The organism is Serratia sp. N21D137, from assembly GCF_047530005.1.
Taxonomy (GTDB): Bacteria; Pseudomonadota; Gammaproteobacteria; order Enterobacterales; family Enterobacteriaceae; genus Chania; species Chania fonticola_B.
In genome coordinates this window covers 229,427-248,768 of sequence record NZ_JBLJAJ010000001.1, presented here as the reverse complement: position 1 = coordinate 248,768, position 19,342 = coordinate 229,427, and the positions used below count along the sequence as shown (strand labels likewise).

Here is a 19,342-nt window from a genome sequence, read left to right as displayed (position 1 = left end):
AGTATTGAGAATGATATTCGTTTCCAGCGTGCAACTAAATGAATGATAATGATTCTCAGTTGTGCCGTAACTGACACAAAAGTGACAAGTGTTGGCTTTGCCAGCTATCCTCGCTGCTCCCTGATGTGCCGCCTGTTGCATAACCCTCGATAGCCATATTCGCCATTCTTCCGCTTAAAAAATAACCCGCCAGAAGTATGGAGAAATTGTGAATTTACGCTTTCCTGCGTTTAAGTGCTAATGGTTATCATTACAATTCTCAATTACAGAAATGGTTACAATTATTATTATCTACTTTAAATAAAAGGGATTATTACGATGGTTATACCTAACAACAGCAGACTGCGACCTTGTGCGATCTTGTTGGCGGGGCTTTTCAGTAGCGGTGGGATGGCGGCAGAGGAGGTGCCAGCAGAAGACAGCGAGACCATGGTGGTGCGTGCCACCGCGGCGGAAGAACTGAAACAACAGCCCGGGGTTTCGATTATCACCGCCGAGGATATACGCAAAACGCCACCGGTCAACGACCTCTCCGACATTATCCGCAGAATGCCAGGCGTCAACCTTACCGGCAACAGCGCTAGCGGTAGCCGAGGTAATAATCGGCAGATTGATATAAGGGGAATGGGGCCGGAAAACACCTTGATCCTGATCGACGGTGTCCCGGCAACCTCACGTGATTCAGTGCGTTATAGTTGGCGTGGCGAAAGGGATACTCGTGGCGATACCAACTGGGTACCCGCAGAAATGGTTGAACGCATTGAGGTGTTACGTGGCCCGGCTGCAGCCCGCTATGGTTCGGGTGCAGCTGGCGGGGTAGTTAATATCATTACCAAACGCCCAACCAAAGATTGGCATGGCACGCTTTCGCTGTTTACCAACCAGCCCGAAAACAGCAAGGAAGGGGCGACCAACCGCGCCAACTTCAGTTTAAGCGGCCCGCTAGTCAGTGACGTGCTGACCATGCGCCTGTTCGGTAACCTCAATAAAACCGATGCCGATGCCTATGACATCAACACCCAGCAGAACGGTTCCTATGCCGCAGGGCGTGAAGGCGTCAGAAACAAAGATATCAATGCCTCACTCTCCTGGAGAATAGACCCGCAGCAGATCCTCGACTTTGACTATGCCTACAGCCGCCAAGGCAATATCTACGCGGGCGATACCCAATACAGCAATGGCAATCTCAGCCCAGGCGGTCTGGTGGCTTCGCTGTACGGCCAGGAAACTAACCGCCTGTATCGCCAGAGCTACGGCATTACCCATAATGGCATCTGGGATTGGGGCCAATCCCGGCTGAACTTTAACTATGAGAAAACCAACAATACCCGTCTGGCGGAGGGCACAACTGGCCGCATCGAGGGGATGATCAACGACGATACTTACAACACCAGCCGGCTGGAGAATTATCGCACCGGCGGTGAGCTGAATATCCCGCTGGATCTGCTGTTTGAGCAGAACGTCACGCTGGGTGCCGAGTGGAACCGTGAAAAGCTCAACGATCCGGCATCCATGCAGATGACCGACTCCAGTGGCATCATCATCGGCGGCGTCTCTGGCGATCCCTCCGAGCGCAGCGCTAAAAATAGCGCCGACACCAGTTCACTTTATTTTGAGGATAACATCGAGCCGCTGGCGGGAACCTTTGTGATCCCTGGGCTGCGCTTCGACTATCACAATAAATATGGCGCTAACTGGAGCCCAAGCCTGAACATTTCGCAGGAGCTTGGCGAGTATTTCAAACTGAAGGCCGGTATTGCCCGAGCCTTTAAAGCGCCAAACCTATACCAGTCCAGCGAAGGCTATCTGTTATCCACCCGTGGTAACGGGTGCCCGAAGGACATAGTTTCAGGCAGCTGCTATCTGCTGGGGAATAACGATCTGGATCCGGAAACCAGCGTTAACAAAGAGATCGGCCTGGAATTTACCTGGGCAGGTTACGATGCAGGCATCACCTATTTCCGCAACGACTATAAAAACAAGATCGTGGCGGGCACCGAGATTGTTGGCTATGCCTCTAACGGTTACAACATCTTGCGTTGGGAAAACGGCGGTAAAGCGCTGGTCGAAGGGTTGGAGGGTAACCTGGTGGTGCCATTGGTTGAGGACATGCTCACCTGGCGCACCAACGCGACCTATATGATCACCTCCGAAAACAAGGATACCGGTAATCCTCTGTCGGTGATCCCCAAGTATACGGTGAATACCCTGCTGGATTATCAGGTCACCGATAAGCTCTCCACCAACCTGAATTGGACGATGTATGGTCGGCAAAAGCCGCGCGAATATGCGGAGATCCGTAACGAAGCCGGCACGCTTTCCACTCAGGAAGTCGGGGCTTATTCGGTGGTGGGCATTGGCGTCAATTACGATCTGATGAAGGATCTGAGCCTGAAAACCGGCGTCACCAACCTGTTCGACAAGCAGATCTACCGTGAAAATGAAGGGGCTTCGACCTACAACGAACCGGGCCGGGCCTATTACGCGGGCCTGACCCTGTCGTTCTAATCGCTGCTGGTATGACGTATCCCCTCTGGTGAGGGGATACCATTAGCCACGAGCATGTGCCGCAGCGCGAGAGATTTGCTCATCGGAAGGACGCACGCCAGTGTACAACACAAACTGCTCCAAAGCCTGTAAAGCGATCACTTCTGCACCGGTCACCACCTGCAAACCCTGCTCCCGTGCATAGCGGATCAGCGGGGTTTCTGCTGGCAGTGCAACCACGTCGAAAGCGATCTTGGCAGTCTGGATGGTGGCTGGTTCAAAGGCCAACTGCTCGGCTTCGCTACCGCCCGCCATGCCGATCGGCGTGACGTTAATCACCATCTCAACCTGTAAATCGCCCACTTCTGGCTGCCACTGATAACCATACTGCGCTGCCAGCGCCTGGCCCGCCTGTGGGTTGCGCGCAATGATATGGCCGTTCTTGAACCCTGCATCGCGCAGGGCGGCGGTCACCGCTTTGGCCATACCGCCGCTACCACGCAGGGCAAACGAGGTGGCCGGGGGGATCTGGTATTTCGCCAGCAGTTTGGCGATGGCGATATAGTCGGTGTTATAGGCCCGCAGGAAGCCGTCGTCGTTGACGATGGTATTGACTGACTCAATGGCTGTGGCCGACGCATCCAGCTCATCAAGGAACGGAATACAGCTCTCCTTGAACGGCATGGAAACCGCACAGCCGCGAATACCCAAAGCGCGCACGCCGCCGACCGCTGCCTGAATATCTTTGGTGGTGAACGCCTTGTAGATGAAGTTCAGATCCAGTTCCTGATACAGATAGTTGTGGAAACGGGTGCCGAAATTGCCTGGCCGACCGGCCAGTGACATACACAGCTGCGTATCTTTGTTGATTTCACGACTCATAGCAGGCCCTTAGCGCATTGAAATAAGTGTCCCCACCGGCTGGCAAGCATCCGGCGGGGATAATCGGTTCAGCTTACGCCAAAAGACGGGGTATTGAGCACAATTTTTTCGGCATTGGTTTACCCCATTTTCGGGTAGACCCCAGGCCCGATAGGCAGCCCCAGCATGTACCACACCACCAGCAGCAGGGTCCAGACGGCGAAGAACACCAGCGGATAGGGCATGATCAGCACGTAGTAGGTGCCGAGTTTGGCGTCTTTCAGGTAGCGTTGCAGAAAGCCAAGGAATAGCGGCAGGAATGGCGACATCGGTGCCAGTGGCAGCACGGATGAGTCTGCGATGCGGAAAATCATCTGGGCGAAGGCCGGGTGAAAGCCCAACAGCATAAACATCGGCACGAAGATCGGGGCCAGGATCGACCAGATGGCGGAGCCGCTGGCAATAAACATGCACAGGAAGGCAGACAGGAACATCAGGCCGAGGAACGCAGGAGCACCGCTCATTCCGGCCGCCTCCAGCAGATCCGTCAGGCCGATGGCCATAAACTTGCCCATGTTGCTCCAGTTGAAGAACGCTACAAACTGCGACAGCGGGAACACCATGACGATAAAGCCAGCCATGTTCTTCATCGGCTCCACCAGCTGGTTGGGGATATCGTCCGGGCGGCGGATGGTCTTGGTGACGACGCCGTAAGTGATGGCGACGGTGAAGAAGAACAGGATGATGATCGGCACAATGCCTTTAATAAAGGGCGAGGGGATCACCGAGCCGGTTTGCGGATCGCGCAGCGGGGCCCCCTCCGGCACCACCAGCGCTGCCATCACGGCGATAAATACCAGCGCGGCGATCCCGCTCATCATCAGGCCACGGTTTTGTAATGGAGTGAGCACCTCTAGCTTGTCTTCGGCGGTGCCTTGCCATTTTGGTAGCCGTGGCTCGATAAACTTATCCGTTAGCAACGCGCCGGTAATGGTCAGGACGATCACCGAGGTGGCCATAAAGTACCAGTTGTCGATCACGCTGACGTGGATTGCGCCGTCAACCGCTTTGGCCGCTTCGGTACTGATGCCGGAAAGCAGCACATCGGTGGTGACAATCAGCAGGTTGGCGGTAAACCCCGAGCCGACACCGGCGATCGCCGCCAGTAGCCCGGCAATGGGGTTACGCCCGACGGCCAGGAAGATCAACGCCCCCAGCGGCGGCATTACCACCAGTGCGGCATCGGAGGAAATATGGCTGAAGAAGGCGATAAACAGCACCATATAGCTGGCGTAGCCGGCGCTGACGTGTGAGGCCATTTTGTACATCAGCGCCTGCAACAGGCCGACCTTTTCCGCCAGACCGGCACCGATCACCAGCGCCAGGATCGCCCCCAATGGCGCAAATCCGCTGAAGTTGTGGATGATGTTGGGGAGGATCCATTGTATTCCCTCCACGCTCAGCAGATTTTTTACCTGGATCATCTCCCCGGTAGCCGGGTTTTTCACCACTAGGCCCAACCAGGAAATGAGCGCGGTGGCGAGCATTAACACCACGATTAAATAAACGAATAACAGGAAGGGATTGGGGATTTTATTACCGATACGTTCTACCCAGTAAAAAATACGCCCGGGGCTTTTATTGGCGGATGATGCTATCTCACTCATGATATTACCCTCTTGTCCGTCATCAGATTTTTATAGTTTTATGGGTCGCTATGGTGGTCTGGCTCGGAACGGGAGCCAGAACGGTCGGGATTTACTTCAGTGGGGAAGGTTTCACCCCCGCAGGGATGGGGCATTGATAAGGCTGTTCGGCACGTTGCTGGCGGAACTCCTCGCGGCAGGCGTTCAGCAAAGCGTTATCGCTCAGTAAGGCGACGGCGGTAGCGGCCATCACTTTACCTGCCAGACACATGCCCTTATGGGCTATTGAAGTGCGGCCCTGGGCGACCAACTGCCAGGTATGCAGCGGCGTGCCCAGAGCAAAGCAGGGGCTGAAGCACTGAGCCGTTGGCGTGACCCAACTAACGTCGCCGACGTCGGTAGAGCCGTACAGGATTTCTTGTGACTCCACGTAGGGAGCGACCTCGTCCATCAACACCTTATCGCCCAACTGCTTTACCCATTCCTGCCCAGCGACCCCACCAGTGCGTGAAATATTCAGTTTGGCATTGCGCAGGTCGTCCTTGCTGAGCGTTTGGCGGATCTCCGTGGCAAACCGCCGCTCTTCGTCGCTGTAATCCGGTAAGCCGAAATCGCACACGTATTGATACATCGCCTTTTCCAAGCGGCGATTGGGGATGTAGTTGGAGCAGGCTTTTTCAAAGTGCACCGTCATCTGGGTGTCAGTCATCAGCGCTGCACCTTTGGCTACGTTGACCAGGCGCTGGTAAATATCCTGCACCTGATCGAGTTGTGGAGCTCGCACCAGGTAAAGCACTTCGGCATCGGCCTGCACCACGTTGGGGGAGCTGCCGCCGGTATTGGTGACCGCATAATGCAGCCGGGCTTCCTGCACGATATGTTCACGCAAGAAGTTGGCTCCGGTGTTCATCAGCGTCACGGCATCCAGCGCGCTGCGGCCGAGATGCGGCGAGTTGGCCGCGTGAGCGGCGACGCCCTTGAAGCGGAACGCGGCCTGAATATTGGCCAGGCTGCTGGTATTGAACATGCCGCTGAAGCCTTCCGGGTGCCAGGCGAGGGCGGCATCCACATCGGCGAACAGCCCTTCACGCACCATAAAGGTTTTACCAGAGCCGCCTTCTTCTCCTGGACAGCCGTAAAAGCGTATCGTGCCGGTTAACTGTTGTTGTTCCATCCAGGCTTTAACCGCAAAGGCCCCGGCCAGTGCTGCGGTGCCGAGCAGGTTATGCCCACAGCCGTGACCATTGCCGTTTTCCACCAGCGGAGACGGGGTGGCACAGCCCGCCTGCTGGCTCAGACCGGCCAATGCATCGTATTCACCCAATAAGGCGATCACCGGATGGCCGCTACCGAAGCTGGCGATAAACGCCGTTTCAATGCCGCCAACGCCGCGTTCAACTGCAAAACCCTCTTGTTCCAAGGCGTTTGCCAGTAGTTCGGCGGAGTGGGTTTCGGTAAAGCGAGTTTCTGGGTGATCCCAGATCTCATCGCTTAAGGCACTGAAGTGGGCCTGATGGCTATCGATGTAATGATGAATAAAAGAGACCAGTTCCGGCTGTTTCATACTGCGCTCCCAAAAGTCGGTAGGTTCAGTGCCAGGGTAGCCAGCGTTTTTACCGCCACGGTGAGTACTTGCTCGTCAAAATCGAATTTCTCGTTGTGATGCCCGGCGCTGAGTTCGCAACCGAAAATCACATAGGATGCTTGCCCACCGTGAGATTTCACCCGTTCCATCATGTAGGTGGCATCCTCTGAGCCCGCAGCCTGCTCGCGGCGATCGACTACTGAAGCAAGCTCGCCGATGCTGAGTGCCTGGCGGTGGATGTAATCCACCCAAGGTTGCGTCGGCTGGCTGCTTTGCGCCGCGCCCATCAGGGCGATGTCGTATTCCACCCCCTGCATGGTGGCGGCTCCTTGGATGACGTTGAGCGCCTGTTGATAGACAAACTCGTTGATCTCATTGGTGGCACCGCGTGTCTCTACCTTCATAAAGGCGGAGTCTGCGATCACGTTACGGCCGGTGCCTGCTTGCAACACGCCAACGTTTATACGTGAGCTGCCTTCGCTGTGACGAGGGATGGCATACAGCCCAATGCTGGCTTGCGCCGCTGCCAGCAGGGCATTGCGGCCATCCTCCGGTTTGGCACCGGCATGGGATGCCACGCCACGGAAAGTGACGTCCAGCTTGGTGGTAGCCATAAAACTGTCGCTGCCGCACACCAGTTCCCCGGCCGGTACGCCGGTGCCGATATGCACGGCGGTAAAGAAATCGACGTCATCGACCACGCCAGCTGCCACCATCGATTTGGCCCCGCGGGTACCTTCCTCGGCCGGTTGGAATATCAGCTTGATGCGGCCATGCAGCTGTGGCTCCAGGCTCTTGAATACCCGCGCCAACCCCAGGCCGATGGTGGTATGCCCATCGTGCCCGCAGGCGTGCATCATGCCGCTATTGCAGGAGGCGAAACCTTCACGGAACGGCAGATGGTCGGGATGCAGTAGTTCATTGAGATCGAGTGCGTCCATATCGACGCGAAAGGCGATGGTGGGGCCAGGGCGGCCGGTATCCAGCGTGGCGACAATGCCGGTAAAACCACCGGAAAAGAAGGGGAGCCACTTCGCCAGGGCACCTTGTTCGATGGCTCGTTGTTCTTGCGCCGCCAGGATTTGTGACGAGGGTAGCCCCATGCGGGCTTCGGCGTTAATCACCTCGCGGCCGAGTTGCAACTGATAACCTAATCGATCCAACTCTTCCGCCACCAGCGAAGCGGTACGGAATTCAAGCCAGCCAGATTCGGCATGGTGGTGGAAGTCACGGCGCCAGGCTTGCAGCTGCGGATACAGTTCGGTCACTAACGTTGAAAGCGGAGTGTTCATAGCAGTTTTCCATTAGTTATCACGCCTTGAATAAAATTCAGGCAGATGTGGTGCACTGACGAGGATCAGGCAATTAAATTAAAATTGAATATTTATGTAATTAGTTGCTAAAAAGCCGTGAAAGGCGCCTATTGAGCGCAATACTGCGTGTAAATAAGCGAAATGATGATTGGGTTATTTATTTTGTTTTTTTCGAATGTACACAATGGTATCGGGTTAAATAAGATGCCAATATCTTGCTACTGATAAACAACGGTTATCGCAAATCGCCTATGCCAGCCTCGATAAAATTGCACCAGTTACGCGCCTTTGTGGAAGTCAGCCGCCAGGGCAGTATCCGCGCCGCCAGTCGTACCTGTAACCTTTCCCAGCCTGCGTTGACCAAGTCGATTCAGGAGTTGGAAGAGGTGCTCGGCGCCAAGCTGTTTGTCCGCCGCAGCAAAGGGGTGGTATTAACCGACTGCGGCGATAACTTTTTTCAGCATGCCAGCCTGATCCTCGAAGAGCTGCGGGTAGCGCAGGAAGATATTCAGCAGCGGTTGGGGCTAGCGGGCGGCTCGGTCAATATCGGCGTTGGTGGCAGCGTTGCTCGCACGGTAATGCCGAAAGTGATCACCCAGTTTCACCGGGAATATCCCAATGTGAAGGTGCGCATCGTGGAGGGGCAACTGGTCTCGATGATCCCGGAGCTACGCCAGGGGGAGTTGGATTTTACCATTAATACCTACTACCCCAGCAGCATGGACAATGAGTTGAGCTTTGAGCGGCTGATGGAAAGAGAATACAAGGTGGTGGTACGCAAAGGGCACCCTTGTGAGAACGCCCGCACGCTCAAAGAGTTGCAACATTGCGATTGGACTATGCCAACCCCAAATGGCAGCTACTACCGCCTGCTACATGAACTGTTTGGTGATATGGGGATGGCACCGGCGATCAGCGTCACCTGCGAAACCTTTATGGCCTGTACCAGCCTGGTGGCGCAGAGTGACTTTGTCAGCATTCTATCGGTTGATGTGATTTCCGATCCTATCCTGGGCCGCCATCTGGTCGCGTTGGAATTGGACGAAGCCTTACCAAAAGCGACCTTTTACCTGATCCAACGCAAGGATACGACGCTCACGCCGATGGGCGCCTACCTGGCCCGCCTGTTCAGGCAGCATTGCCGGTAGCAGCTTCTCCGGGGGGCGTTAGCGGCGAATGCAGACGATCAGAGGATTAGTAAACCCTTTGATAATAATGGCATCTCTATCTAAATCCCTGATCTTTGAGTAAAACCCGATGCCAGGGGTTTGCGGTAACACTCTGTTTTGCCAAAGGTCTGCTGGCGTATTATCCGTAGGGTGGCTCTCTGTACGGGTAAAGACGATTTCGTTCACGTTTTCCAGCTCCGACGGGGCGACGGTAAAGTAGACGGTCCTTCTCAGGATATAGTCATGGCCCTTATTCTTTATTGAACCGGAAAATTTCAAAATCCCATCATATGCCGACCTAAAAATGACGTCGACATGGGTGTTGACCTCAACTGCGTCAGCTTCATTGATTTTGAGGTGTGCGAACAGCTGAGCATCACAATGGAACGGCTTGCGGGACTGCACCTGATAAATATAAAAAAGGGTTGAACATAAACTAATAATCAACAGCAGGGCTACGACGATTTTTTTCATGTTATTACTCTACTGTTTTGTAATTTAAACAATTTTTATAGCTGGTGGCGTCAATTTTACTGCAGGCAGCGAGCAGCCGGACTCTGAAACGGTCGTTATTAGGGTGTGCTTCTGCATAAAAAACATCCAGATCTTCCCGCGAACAGTCTATGCCTTCCGCTTCTATCTCTTTGACGATTTTAGCCGTAAACTCTTTATTTGGCTTGTCGTCATTTAAGTTATAGATACTGCATTTTTCATGAGTCACCACGAAGTTCACGCTCTCTTTTTTGCTGTGTCTCAGCATGGTCGTGCCCGTTACCGTGGTCAGTAACAGTAAAAGAGCAAGTATGTAGATTATCATCTTGTGTTTTTTTAACGATAAATAGATAGATTGATGCTCTCCTTCCTCGGTCATTGTCGGTGGTAGGGTTTCTGAAGAGGTATTGGACTCCTCAGTGACAGGAACCCCGGTTACCGGTGCTTCTTCTGTTATTCCCTGCTCCGATTTTTGTATCGGATGGATTTCTGCATCCATTCTAAAACCGACGCGGGGAACGGTGGAAATGATATCCTTACTCACGCCGAGATTAGTGAAAGCTTTGCGTAACTCACTAATATGGTTGTTCAGGCTGGCATTCGACGGTGAAAAGCCATAGTCCGCCCAGACGTTTTTTAGCAGATCATCGCGAGCAAGGTTGACCCTATTGTTGTTAATCAACTCACTGAGTAATCGGGTTGCTGGCTTTGATAATTCAACAGATTGCTGAATGTCATTTTTAACCGTCAATATTCTATTGTCAGGATCAAAGATAATATTAAGGTTTATTATATATTTCATGGCGATAACCGAGCATCCTTGGTGTTAGTGTTGAACTGCGTCCAGTAATAAGAATAGTCTTAATGGCTTGACTGTGCGTAGGAATTTAGTGGCAACCCGCTACCGTAGTCAACCCTGATTTGAACTATTTTTTCAGCAATAATAACTAGTTGAATTCAAGACAGTATTACCTACTCGCTTATCGGTTTTTTTTTGTCCCAAAAAGCATTAAATATATTAAAATTGATAATTTTAAGTCATTAAATCTAATTTTTATGTATTAAGTAGGTTATTTTGCTTGTTTGTTGTCTGTTCATTAAGATTTATCGCAACGCCAAACCACTGGCAAAAGCGTTTAAAGAGTGTACGTAACGGTGAAATCGGTAACGAGCCAAATGCCACGAGTAAAGTGACGGTATCCTTCAATGGTAACGTAGCTGCCGTCGCAGGCCCTTGGATATTGCGGGCTAGCCTCGTCATTGAGGGTGCTAGCGGTCCCATTAAGCTGACTGAGCCAACCACCATCCAAAAGCTGCCAAAAGGCATAATCCCCTGAACTTCAGTGTCTATCTGCAGGGTGATGGTGCGTTTGCCACTGTTACCAAAGGTTAATTCAAGGCGGTTGCCAGCTTCACTTTAGCTGGCCAGTAATTAGCTACGTCATTATAGGAATAACCTATTTTAGGCATGCGGAGGTATCCGCACCCCTTGTTTGAGGGCAATAGCGTCAAGGATTATTTGCCATATAAACGAAACCCATATTATCGCGTGTTTTCTTGCCGATTCATAAGGAACTAAAATGACACCACATATTGTTATCACTATTCAGGATAGCAACCGTTATTTTGCTCTGGGCATTCAACATATTTTGCAGGACTATTTTCTAGCTAAAGGCTGTACATGGAGTTTTGTGCCGGTTGCGTCTGGGATCACGATCGACCTGATGGTTTGTGTCAACCCCTTTGGCTGGTCATCGCGGTTCAATGCTCGTCGGGAAAATCCGGTGAATCGACGGCTTGGGACGATTATCATAAATGATACGGCCGCTGAGAATGTAATACGTCAGCATGAGCCCGCACGATTAGGTCGCAAGGAACGGCCTGATGCCGTGGTGCGTTTGGTCGAGGAGATGTTTGAGCAGGCAAGTCAGTCGTCTTTGACAGACAATACGGTAAGTGTGTGTCGGCATTTGCATTTGACCCCGCGCGAGCGCGACGTTCTGCAAGGGATCTCACAGGAATTAACACCTGACGAGATCGCGAGTAAACTTTCGCTTAGCGTCAAGACCGTCAGCACCCATAAACTCACGGCGATGCGCAAGCTCGGTTTCAAGCGTAATGGCGAATTATATTACTGGCTGCGGCAAGGTGGCCTGTGGCAGGGAAATAGCCTGCAATAAACCAATTACAGGCGCTGGTATGGCAACCTCCGTAGCCAGCGGTTGGAGAGCGGAGCCTTTTGTTGAGCCCTATGGCACCAAGGTGATTATCGGGTTCGATAATTCCTAATTATGCCGACTTGTTTGCGCCGTATTGTTTTTTCTCAATGCTTACGACACTATCTCAGGCAAAATTCTCTCGGGATGAGAGTGACCACTGGAGATAAGTAAGAATAACGATGAAAAAACTTATAATAGCCGCGGTGGTCTCAACCATCGCTGGTACCAGCCAGTTCGCACTGGCCTCTTCCGATGAAACTGGCTGCCGCTGGAGCGATTATTGCGCAATGAGTGGTGTGCCCTACCTGGCCGCCGATAATGACACCCGCGTCAATCTGCTGATGCTGGCAGCGGGAATGCGCAATCTACCCGTAGCACTATCGTCGTTGTCGCAGGATATTAGCCGCAGCAGAGGATACACGTTTGGCGTGTTCCCTGGGGAAACCGCGCCTGCAACCGATCAGCCCACCGCACCAGGCCAAACGGCACCACAGGACGATCCTCTTGATGCGCTAGCATTAAGCCTGGGCATTAAACCGTCGGGGTTAACCGGTTTTTCAGCCGAATATGAAGGCCGCTGGATCTCTAATAATCCGCTGTCACTCAGCCAATTTTTCCAGACCCTGCTGGCAGACCAACAGCTAGATCATGCCGAACGCGATTTACTGGCGTTGCGCCGGGCCAAAATTTATCGGGGTGAAGCGCAGCCGGAGCAATTTTTACCGTTGATGGCAAACTATGCCGCAGGTTCCCATGCGGCGGCGTTCAGAGATTATCTCACCAGTGCGGAACAATTTTATCAGGGGCAGTTTACCGATGCGGATACCGGTTTCCAACGGCTTAAAGAGTCAGATCAGCCATGGGTAGCAGAAACCGCCGCTTATATGCTGTTCCGCGTGGCCTTGAACCAGATCACTGAAAATGCCACGGATCAGTACGGCATGTTCGATCCGCAGCGGGCCGATAAAGAGGCGGGCGCCCTGGCATTGCAACGTGCGCAGGCCTATCTGGCCGCTTATCCCAAAGGCGAATATGTGGCTTCCGTGCAGGGACTGCAGCGCCGGGTGAATTGGTATCTGTCCGACTGGCCGCGTTTGGCACAGCTGTATGAAAGCGAGATCACCGCCGCCACTGATATCAATACGCTTGGCGCGATGATTGATGAAGGGGACCAAATTCTGCTGAGCCGCAACATTCCGTATGACAGTGCAGAGCCACCTTTTGTCAGCAGTGCCGATGCCCCGTTGTTGACCTTCACCCAAACCATGAAGTGGCTGCGCAAATACAATCTCGATAACCCGTCGATGCCGAAAGTGACCGATGAGATGCTGCAGGGGTACAAACCGATGTTTGTTGCCGCCAATCAGTTGCCGCTCTGGGAATATATGCATAATGCCTGGCTGTTCTATCAGCAAAAGGATTATGCCGCGGTCACCAAGGCGATCCAGCCAGCGGCACAGCTGGCAGCAAACGATCTCATCGCGTTCAGCCAGCAACTCCTTTACGGCGATGCCCTGGTGATGCAGGAAAACTGGCAGGGTGCAGAAGCCCATTGGCGTCATCTGCTTGGTATGAAACTTGCCCCTTATCAGCAACAGTATCTGCAACTGATGTTGGCCACCGCCTTGGTGCAGGAAAATAAAACCGCGGCTATTTTTGCCCCAGACAGCCCAATCAATAACCTGCGTTACCGCTCAGTGGTGCTCAAAAGCCTGGCCAATAAAGCGTTGTTGCAACAGCAGGCCGCTGGCGCGCCTAACGATGAAGAAAAGACCATCGCACTGCATACGCTGTTGTTCAAGGATTTGATGGTGGGCGACTATCAGGGGTTTATTGACGACAGCCAACTGAAAAAACACATCAAACAGACGCCTGAGCCGCAGGTATTTGGTGATGTCGCACTCAGCGTTTTCGATTGGGATGGCAGTCGGACCGAGCCTGGCTATTTCTGTGCTTCTTTGGACGCTAACGTTGCCGTGTTGGCGAAGAACAAGAGCGATCCACATGCCATGAACTGCGTGGCTGAGTTCTTGCGTACCACCTTTGCCGATATCAGCACTGAAGCGGAAATGGGGGGCAATGAACAGTTGGATGACTTGGCTGGGGCCGAACTGAGTAAAGATAAAGCGCATGGCAGATTAAAATATTATCAGCAAGTGATCGCCGATCCCAAGGCCGAACCGGAAGATAAAACCTATGCGCTGTACCGGGCGGTGATGTGTTTCTCTCCTTCCGGCTACAACAGCTGCGATCGGCAGGAGATCTCGCAAAAAACTCGCCAACGCTGGTTTAACCTTTTGAAGAGCCAGTATAAAGGTAACCAATGGGAACAAAAGCTCAAATACTATTGGTGATGCGTTTTTTGCTGCTGCTGTGGTTGCCGATCTTTGCAACCGCCGCAGCGGCGGATAACGCAGCTGGCCGATATGTGAATGCGCATGATTACCGCGCATTCTGGCTTTGGTCCGGCGTTTGGCCGCAGCCTGCGTTGCAGCAGGCCGATCTGCTCTATCTCCATCAGGATGAAATCGTGAACGGCCGCCAGGGCGCTCGTTTTCTGAAGTTGGGGTTGCCGTTGAGCAAGCTCCAGGCACCCGCCATCTGGATCACCGTACGTGTCGCAACCCTGGATATGTCTGACGAGGTATTGGCCTCGGCGGTGCACATGCCTGCCCGTTGGGCTGCGGCAGGCAATCGGGTGGTAGGGCTACAGATCGACTTTGATGCGGCAACCTATCAACTGGATAAGTACTCGGAGTTTCTCGACAAGCTGCGCGGTCGGTTACCCAAAGAATATGCTTTGGGAGTGACTGGCCTGCTCGATTGGGCAAAGACCGGCAACGTCAGCCAGTTGAATGCGTTGCCAATCGATGAGTTAGTGATCCAAACCTATCAGGGGCGGCGCACGGTCACGGAATATGAACGCTATCTCCCCGCGCTGCTTAAGCTGCAAATTCCCTTCAAAATCGGTCTGGTGCAGCAGGGTGACTGGAACTCCGAGTGGCAACGGCGGCTGGCCACATCGCCTTATTATCGCGGTGAGGTGGTTTTTTTGTTGAATACCATTAGGAAAACGTCCTTAGGAGATAACAATGATTAACTTTACGGCCAGTCAGGCCAAAACCCAGTTTAAACAAATGATGGCTACAGCCCAGCGTGAACCAGTTTGTATCACCCAAAACGGTAAACCCTCCGTAGTGGTCATGCCTGTTGAGGACTACAATGCGTTTGCAGAGTTTAAGCTACAAAACCTGTGCGCCAAGCTTGAGCACTCTATTAATCAAGCCAAACTAGGACGGTTACATGATGGGGAGTTGGTATTTGACGAACTGATAAACGATATATGATGGGTTAGTAGCCTACTTCAATCGACCATTATATTTGAGGCGCTGCATGCAGTACCCATCCAAACCCCGTTCCAGCCTTTAACCCCACCACTAAACACTGACTAAACAGCCGGGGATTTTACCCGTGTTTAGTAATGCCATGGCGCTGGGCTTGATAGCTTTCACAAAAGCATCACGCAACTGCGGCACGGCCAGTAAAGTCGCTTGATTGAGTGATATCTCCGCTATAAATTGATCTGCATCGTTTCACTAAAACGATACAGATAATGCCAGGTCACATATTTAATATGTTGATTATACAGTTATTTAATGGCATTCCGTGCGTAAGTTAACCAATTAACGTCAGCACCGGAGGGGGAGCGAAAACATGGTCAATATTCGTGATGTCGCACATCTCGCCGGTGTTTCCGTGAGCAGCGTTTCCAACGTGTTAAATGGGCGCAGCAATCAAATGCGCCCGGAAACCCGACTGCGTATCGAACAGGCGATGCGCGAATTGAACTATCAGCCCAACAGAGTGGCGCAGCAGTTGAAAACCGGGCATGCCCGGATGATCGGTCTGCTGGTTCCCTCGATCGTCAATCCCAGCTTTTCTGCCCTGGCTCGCGAGGTTGACCTGGCGGCTAAAGAACACCGCTATCGGGTGTTGTTGGGCAACACCTATCGGCAAGAAGATGAAGAGCGCACCTTTATCGAAGATATGTTCGCCCATGGGGTGCGCGGCATTATCGTTGCGGCGAGTGATATCCGTAAGACCCATTTTGCACAGGCTGCCGAAATGGGAATGATGATCGTCAACTACGATAACCGCATGGCGGGGAGCTTCACCGCTGATGCCCGGTTATTCGACAGCGTCTCAATGGACAACGTAGAGGCCGGGCGATTGGCGGCTCAACACCTGATCGAACGCGGTTGCCGCAATATCGTCTTTGCCACCGAGGCCAGCCTGACCATGAGCCGCAGCCATAAGATTGAAGGATTTCTCACCGTGGTGCGTAATCATCGGCTGCCCGCTCAGCAACGGGTAATAGAAGGCAAAGCTAGCGGAGAGTATGGCGATACCGAGATGGCCGAACTGGGTTGTACCCTGGCCGCTCAGGTACTTGCTCTTTCTCCGCGCCCAGATGGCGTAGTGGCTATCAACGATGCTCTGGGGATCGGCCTGCTGGCAGGGCTGCGGGAGGCTGGAGTGGCGGTGCCTGGTGAGATATCGGTAGTGGGTATCGACAATATTCCGCTCTCGGGGCTGGTGTGGCCAGCGCTGACCTCCGTCATGCCACCGCTTGCCGAGATGGCTCAGGTGATGGTCGAGCGCTTATTGCAACGCGTAGGGGATCCTACATTAGTCCCCGAAGAGTTTATTTTCCCGCCGACGTTAGTCAGCCGCCAGTCGGTAATAACCATTACGCCATAACGCGAATAGCGTAACGAGAACGATTAAATAGCATTACTTATTATCAGGTAAATATACCTGTATCCATCAGGCATGCCTGTAGCAGATTATTATTCCGATTAACAACATTGGAAGTATTCTATTATGCAAAAAAGAACGCCTCAGGAAATTGAACGCAGTGCCATCAGGAAAATGACGCTGAATATTGTCCCATTAATGATCTTATTATACTTTCTGGCTTTTTTGGATCGTAATAATATGGCCTATGCGGCAATTGCTCTGGAAGATAGCCTGGGGTTAACCGCCTCGGCCTTTGGCTTTGCCTCTGGGATATTCTTTATCGGCTATTTTATGTTTGAGATCCCCAGTAATGCGGGAACCATCAAGTTCGGCCCACGTATCTGGTTTGCCAGGATCCTTATCACCTGGGGGATATTTGCCGTGCTGATGGGGTTTGTCCGCACGCCGATGGAGCTGTATATCTGTAGGTTTATGCTGGGAGTCTGTGAGGCGGGATTTTTCCCCTCGGTCGTCTATTACTTCACGGTATTTTTCCCGGAGAAGTACCGTACCAAGATCCTCGGCATGTTTATCATCGTACAGCCGTTGTCGAACGCTATTGGCTCACCGATTTCCGGGCTGATCCTTAACATTGAACATGGCTGGTTTGGCCTGGAACCCTGGCAGTGGCTGTTTATCCTCGAAGGTGTTCCGCCGGTGATTATTGGCCTGCTTATTCCTTTTATTATCAAGAACTCACCGAAGGATGTGGGCTATCTCGATGTGGAAGAGAAAGCCTGGCTAATGGACAATGCCACCCGCAGCAAATCGGGTTCCAAGGTCAAGCTGTCTGATTTCGTGCAGGGGATAAAAAATAAAAAGTATCTGTTATACGCCATGTTGAATTTTGGCATGGTGTGTGGGATCTACGGCTTTGGGATGTGGCTGCCCTCCATCATCACAGCTATCTCCGGGGATGATATTTTCCACGTGAGCCTGATTGCCTTTATTCCCTACGGATTGGCCGCCTTGCTGGTTTATCCGTGGAGCCTGTGGGCCAGTAAAAGCAAAAAAATCGGCGTGTTTGCCGGCATCAGCATGATTGTCGCCGCCTTTGGCCTGATAGGTGCCGTGGTATTCTTTAACTACAACGTATTTGTCGCGCTGATGTTCCTGAGTGTTGCTGCGATAGGTATCTATACCTCGGTTCCTTCATTCCTTTCCATGCCCGCCAATATTTCAACCGGGGCGGCGGCAGCGGCCGGACTTGCGGTGGTGAGCTGTATCGGCAATATCGGAGGTTTTGTCGCGCCTTACGTGGTCGGGTTATTAAAGGACGTCACTAACAGTAATACTCTGGGGCTGGTTTTCCTGTCGCTGTGTTTATTGGTTACCGGATTGATCTGCATTTTTTACTGCGCCAAACAGCGTGAAGGCGTTATTCGCTCATAACTGGTTTTATCTAGAAATAATCGAGAGGCAATAAAATGGGAAATCTAACGGGTAAGAAAGTGTTTATTACCGGGGCCGAGCAGGGGATTGGCAAAGCTACCGCAGAGCAGTTGATTAACGCCGGGTGCGACATCTACATCCACTATTTCAGCGGTGAAGAGGGGCCAAAGGAACTGGCTGACTTAGCCCATTCGCGCGGTCAACGCGCCGCCTATGGTTATGCAGATTTAACCGATACCGCAGATACCCAGCGATGCGTCTCTGCCGCCGCCGAGTTTTTGGGGGGGATAGACATACTGATCAATAACGTGGGCGGCATTATCGCCCGTAAATGGTTAGGCGAGATCGACCGTCAATTCTGGCAGACGGTGATTGATGTCAATATGACGACCATACTGAACGTCACGCAAAGCGCGCTACCTTACTTAAAAAGCGCCAAGGACGGAGCCAGCATCGTCAATCTGGCCTCACTGGCTGGTCGTTCCGGCGGGCATTCTGGTTCACTGGTTTACTCCATGGCCAAAGGGGCGGTATTAACCTGGACCCGCTCCCTGGCGGCGGAACTGGGAGAACATGGCATCAGGGTCAACGCCGTAGCGCCGGGGCTTATTCTTGGCACTCGCTTCCATAACCTGCATACCAGTAAAGAATCTGCCGATGAAACCATCCACGGCATTCCCCTTGGCCGCGCGGGGAGCCCGGAGGACGTTGCTCGGGTGATTAAATTCCTCGCCTCGGAATATGACGGCTTCGTCTCTGGCGCCACCATTGATATTAACGGCGGCATTTACCGTATGTGAGCCTACCCAGCCGCTGATAAACCGCATCAGATTCATTACATAGGGGCGCTGCACATGCTGCGCCCACCTGTCTTCCCTACTGGAAAGCACTATGATCAAGGCCGACATTATTCATCCGCAACTGTTGTGCGCCCTGGCGCTGTGCGGGCATAAAACCCAGATCCTCATCGCCGATGGTAACTATTCGTTCGTCACCAACTCGTCGAAAGAGGCCACCATTGTCTATCTGAACCTGGCCCCAGGAATGATCGCCAGCAGCGTGATATTAGATAAAGTGCTCAAGCACATTAACGTGGAACACGCCTCAATGATGGCCTGGCCGCAGGACTTCACTAACACCATCGCTACCGAATATCAGCAACTGCTGCCTGACGGTTGCCCCATCGATTACCTCAACCGCGAGGCTTTCTATCATGCGGCAAAATCACAGGAGACATTACTGGTGATCGCTAGCGGTGAGATGCGGCGCTTTGCCAACCTGCTGCTGACGGTGGCACCGGTTTCTCTGGCTGATTGAATGCGGGTTATCTTTGCGGGAGGGGCCTCTGTTGGCTACTGACAGAAACTGTCAACAGTGC

General features: G+C 52.6%; 16 protein-coding genes. 10 read left to right on the top strand and 6 right to left on the bottom strand.

The features are described from left to right. Positions 1–318: 318 nt before the first annotated feature. Positions 319–2,508: a TonB-dependent siderophore receptor gene (locus tag ACMV5H_RS01045; RefSeq protein ID WP_414821321.1), complete on the top strand. Its 2,190-nt coding sequence runs from the start codon at positions 319–321 to the stop codon at positions 2,506–2,508. Between the two features lie 42 nt (positions 2,509–2,550). On the opposite strand, the gene ACMV5H_RS01040 is transcribed toward ACMV5H_RS01045, so the two are convergent. From ACMV5H_RS01040 to ACMV5H_RS01025, 4 genes are all read right to left on the bottom strand, one after another. Then, a complete protein-coding gene (locus tag ACMV5H_RS01040; protein WP_261454326.1) occupies positions 2,551–3,369 on the bottom strand; it encodes a shikimate 5-dehydrogenase in 819 nt (272 codons plus the stop codon). 119 nt (positions 3,370–3,488) lie between these two features. Next, on the bottom strand, positions 3,489–5,015 hold the full coding sequence (abgT, locus tag ACMV5H_RS01035; protein ID WP_021806831.1) for a p-aminobenzoyl-glutamate transporter: 1,527 nt from the start codon (positions 5,013–5,015) through the stop codon (positions 3,489–3,491). A 91-nt stretch (positions 5,016–5,106) separates the two neighbouring features. Beyond that, complete coding sequence (locus ACMV5H_RS01030; RefSeq protein ID WP_414821320.1) at positions 5,107–6,558, bottom strand: M20 family metallopeptidase; 1,452 nt, start codon at positions 6,556–6,558, stop codon at positions 5,107–5,109. Further along, positions 6,555–7,871 carry a M20 family metallo-hydrolase gene (locus ACMV5H_RS01025; RefSeq protein ID WP_021806829.1) on the bottom strand — a complete coding sequence of 439 codons (1,317 nt, stop codon included), beginning with the start codon at positions 7,869–7,871 and terminating at the stop codon, positions 6,555–6,557. The genes ACMV5H_RS01030 and ACMV5H_RS01025 overlap by 4 nt, the downstream gene beginning before the upstream one ends. A 272-nt stretch (positions 7,872–8,143) precedes the next feature. Here ACMV5H_RS01025 and ACMV5H_RS01020 point away from each other — a divergent pair, with 272 nt between their 5' ends. Then, complete coding sequence (locus ACMV5H_RS01020) at positions 8,144–9,040, top strand: LysR family transcriptional regulator (protein ID WP_021806828.1); 897 nt, start codon at positions 8,144–8,146, stop codon at positions 9,038–9,040. 18 nt (positions 9,041–9,058) lie between these two features. On the opposite strand, the gene ACMV5H_RS01015 is transcribed toward ACMV5H_RS01020, so the two are convergent. After that, on the bottom strand, positions 9,059–9,535 hold the full coding sequence (locus ACMV5H_RS01015) for a hypothetical protein (RefSeq protein ID WP_115159726.1): 477 nt from the start codon (positions 9,533–9,535) through the stop codon (positions 9,059–9,061). Positions 9,536–9,539: 4 nt separating this feature from the next. Further along, positions 9,540–10,355, bottom strand: coding sequence for a winged helix-turn-helix domain-containing protein (locus ACMV5H_RS01010; RefSeq protein ID WP_115159725.1), 816 nt, complete (start codon positions 10,353–10,355; stop codon positions 9,540–9,542). Positions 10,356–11,133: 778 nt separating this feature from the next. Between ACMV5H_RS01010 and ACMV5H_RS01005 the strand changes: the two genes are divergently transcribed. From ACMV5H_RS01005 to ACMV5H_RS00970, 8 genes are all read left to right on the top strand, one after another. After that, on the top strand, positions 11,134–11,733 hold the full coding sequence (locus ACMV5H_RS01005) for a helix-turn-helix transcriptional regulator (RefSeq protein WP_021806826.1): 600 nt from the start codon (positions 11,134–11,136) through the stop codon (positions 11,731–11,733). A gap of 218 nt (positions 11,734–11,951) precedes the next feature. Continuing rightward, positions 11,952–14,126 (top strand): hypothetical protein, encoded by a 2,175-nt coding sequence (locus ACMV5H_RS01000; protein WP_414821319.1) that lies wholly within the window; start codon positions 11,952–11,954, stop codon positions 14,124–14,126. Continuing rightward, positions 14,096–14,872, top strand: a complete 777-nt coding sequence (locus ACMV5H_RS00995; RefSeq protein WP_414821318.1) for a DUF3142 domain-containing protein — start codon at positions 14,096–14,098, stop codon at positions 14,870–14,872. Before ACMV5H_RS01000 ends, ACMV5H_RS00995 begins: the two co-directional genes overlap by 31 nt. Continuing rightward, the gene (locus ACMV5H_RS00990; RefSeq protein ID WP_071682075.1) at positions 14,865–15,119 is read left to right on the top strand and encodes a type II toxin-antitoxin system Phd/YefM family antitoxin; all 255 of its coding nucleotides are present in this window, start codon (positions 14,865–14,867) and stop codon (positions 15,117–15,119) included. The genes ACMV5H_RS00995 and ACMV5H_RS00990 overlap by 8 nt, the downstream gene beginning before the upstream one ends. A gap of 367 nt (positions 15,120–15,486) precedes the next feature. Further along, entirely contained in the window at positions 15,487–16,533 is a 1,047-nt protein-coding gene (locus tag ACMV5H_RS00985) for a LacI family DNA-binding transcriptional regulator (RefSeq protein WP_414821317.1), read from the top strand. Positions 16,534–16,656: 123 nt separating this feature from the next. Then, positions 16,657–17,964, top strand: coding sequence for an MFS transporter (locus ACMV5H_RS00980; protein WP_414821316.1), 1,308 nt, complete (start codon positions 16,657–16,659; stop codon positions 17,962–17,964). Positions 17,965–17,999: 35 nt separating this feature from the next. Next, entirely contained in the window at positions 18,000–18,764 is a 765-nt protein-coding gene (locus ACMV5H_RS00975) for an SDR family NAD(P)-dependent oxidoreductase (protein ID WP_414821315.1), read from the top strand. Positions 18,765–18,855: 91 nt separating this feature from the next. Continuing rightward, on the top strand, positions 18,856–19,281 hold the full coding sequence (locus tag ACMV5H_RS00970) for an RbsD/FucU domain-containing protein (RefSeq protein WP_021806801.1): 426 nt from the start codon (positions 18,856–18,858) through the stop codon (positions 19,279–19,281). Positions 19,282–19,342 lie beyond the last annotated feature (61 nt).

What these genes read in the sequence shown, in the direction of transcription:
- ACMV5H_RS01045 (WP_414821321.1), top strand. Translation starts at nt 319, where the DNA reads ATGGTTATACCTAACAACAGCAGACTGCGACCTTGTGCGATCTTGTTG.
- ACMV5H_RS01040 (WP_261454326.1), bottom strand. Translation starts at nt 3,369, where the DNA reads ATGAGTCGTGAAATCAACAAAGATACGCAGCTGTGTATGTCACTGGCC.
- abgT (WP_021806831.1), bottom strand. Translation starts at nt 5,015, where the DNA reads ATGAGTGAGATAGCATCATCCGCCAATAAAAGCCCCGGGCGTATTTTT.
- ACMV5H_RS01030 (WP_414821320.1), bottom strand. Translation starts at nt 6,558, where the DNA reads ATGAAACAGCCGGAACTGGTCTCTTTTATTCATCATTACATCGATAGC.
- ACMV5H_RS01025 (WP_021806829.1), bottom strand. Translation starts at nt 7,871, where the DNA reads ATGAACACTCCGCTTTCAACGTTAGTGACCGAACTGTATCCGCAGCTG.
- ACMV5H_RS01020 (WP_021806828.1), top strand. Translation starts at nt 8,144, where the DNA reads ATGCCAGCCTCGATAAAATTGCACCAGTTACGCGCCTTTGTGGAAGTC.
- ACMV5H_RS01015 (WP_115159726.1), bottom strand. Translation starts at nt 9,535, where the DNA reads ATGAAAAAAATCGTCGTAGCCCTGCTGTTGATTATTAGTTTATGTTCA.
- ACMV5H_RS01010 (WP_115159725.1), bottom strand. Translation starts at nt 10,355, where the DNA reads ATGAAATATATAATAAACCTTAATATTATCTTTGATCCTGACAATAGA.
- ACMV5H_RS01005 (WP_021806826.1), top strand. Translation starts at nt 11,134, where the DNA reads ATGACACCACATATTGTTATCACTATTCAGGATAGCAACCGTTATTTT.
- ACMV5H_RS01000 (WP_414821319.1), top strand. Translation starts at nt 11,952, where the DNA reads ATGAAAAAACTTATAATAGCCGCGGTGGTCTCAACCATCGCTGGTACC.
- ACMV5H_RS00995 (WP_414821318.1), top strand. Translation starts at nt 14,096, where the DNA reads ATGGGAACAAAAGCTCAAATACTATTGGTGATGCGTTTTTTGCTGCTG.
- ACMV5H_RS00990 (WP_071682075.1), top strand. Translation starts at nt 14,865, where the DNA reads ATGATTAACTTTACGGCCAGTCAGGCCAAAACCCAGTTTAAACAAATG.
- ACMV5H_RS00985 (WP_414821317.1), top strand. Translation starts at nt 15,487, where the DNA reads ATGGTCAATATTCGTGATGTCGCACATCTCGCCGGTGTTTCCGTGAGC.
- ACMV5H_RS00980 (WP_414821316.1), top strand. Translation starts at nt 16,657, where the DNA reads ATGCAAAAAAGAACGCCTCAGGAAATTGAACGCAGTGCCATCAGGAAA.
- ACMV5H_RS00975 (WP_414821315.1), top strand. Translation starts at nt 18,000, where the DNA reads ATGGGAAATCTAACGGGTAAGAAAGTGTTTATTACCGGGGCCGAGCAG.
- ACMV5H_RS00970 (WP_021806801.1), top strand. Translation starts at nt 18,856, where the DNA reads ATGATCAAGGCCGACATTATTCATCCGCAACTGTTGTGCGCCCTGGCG.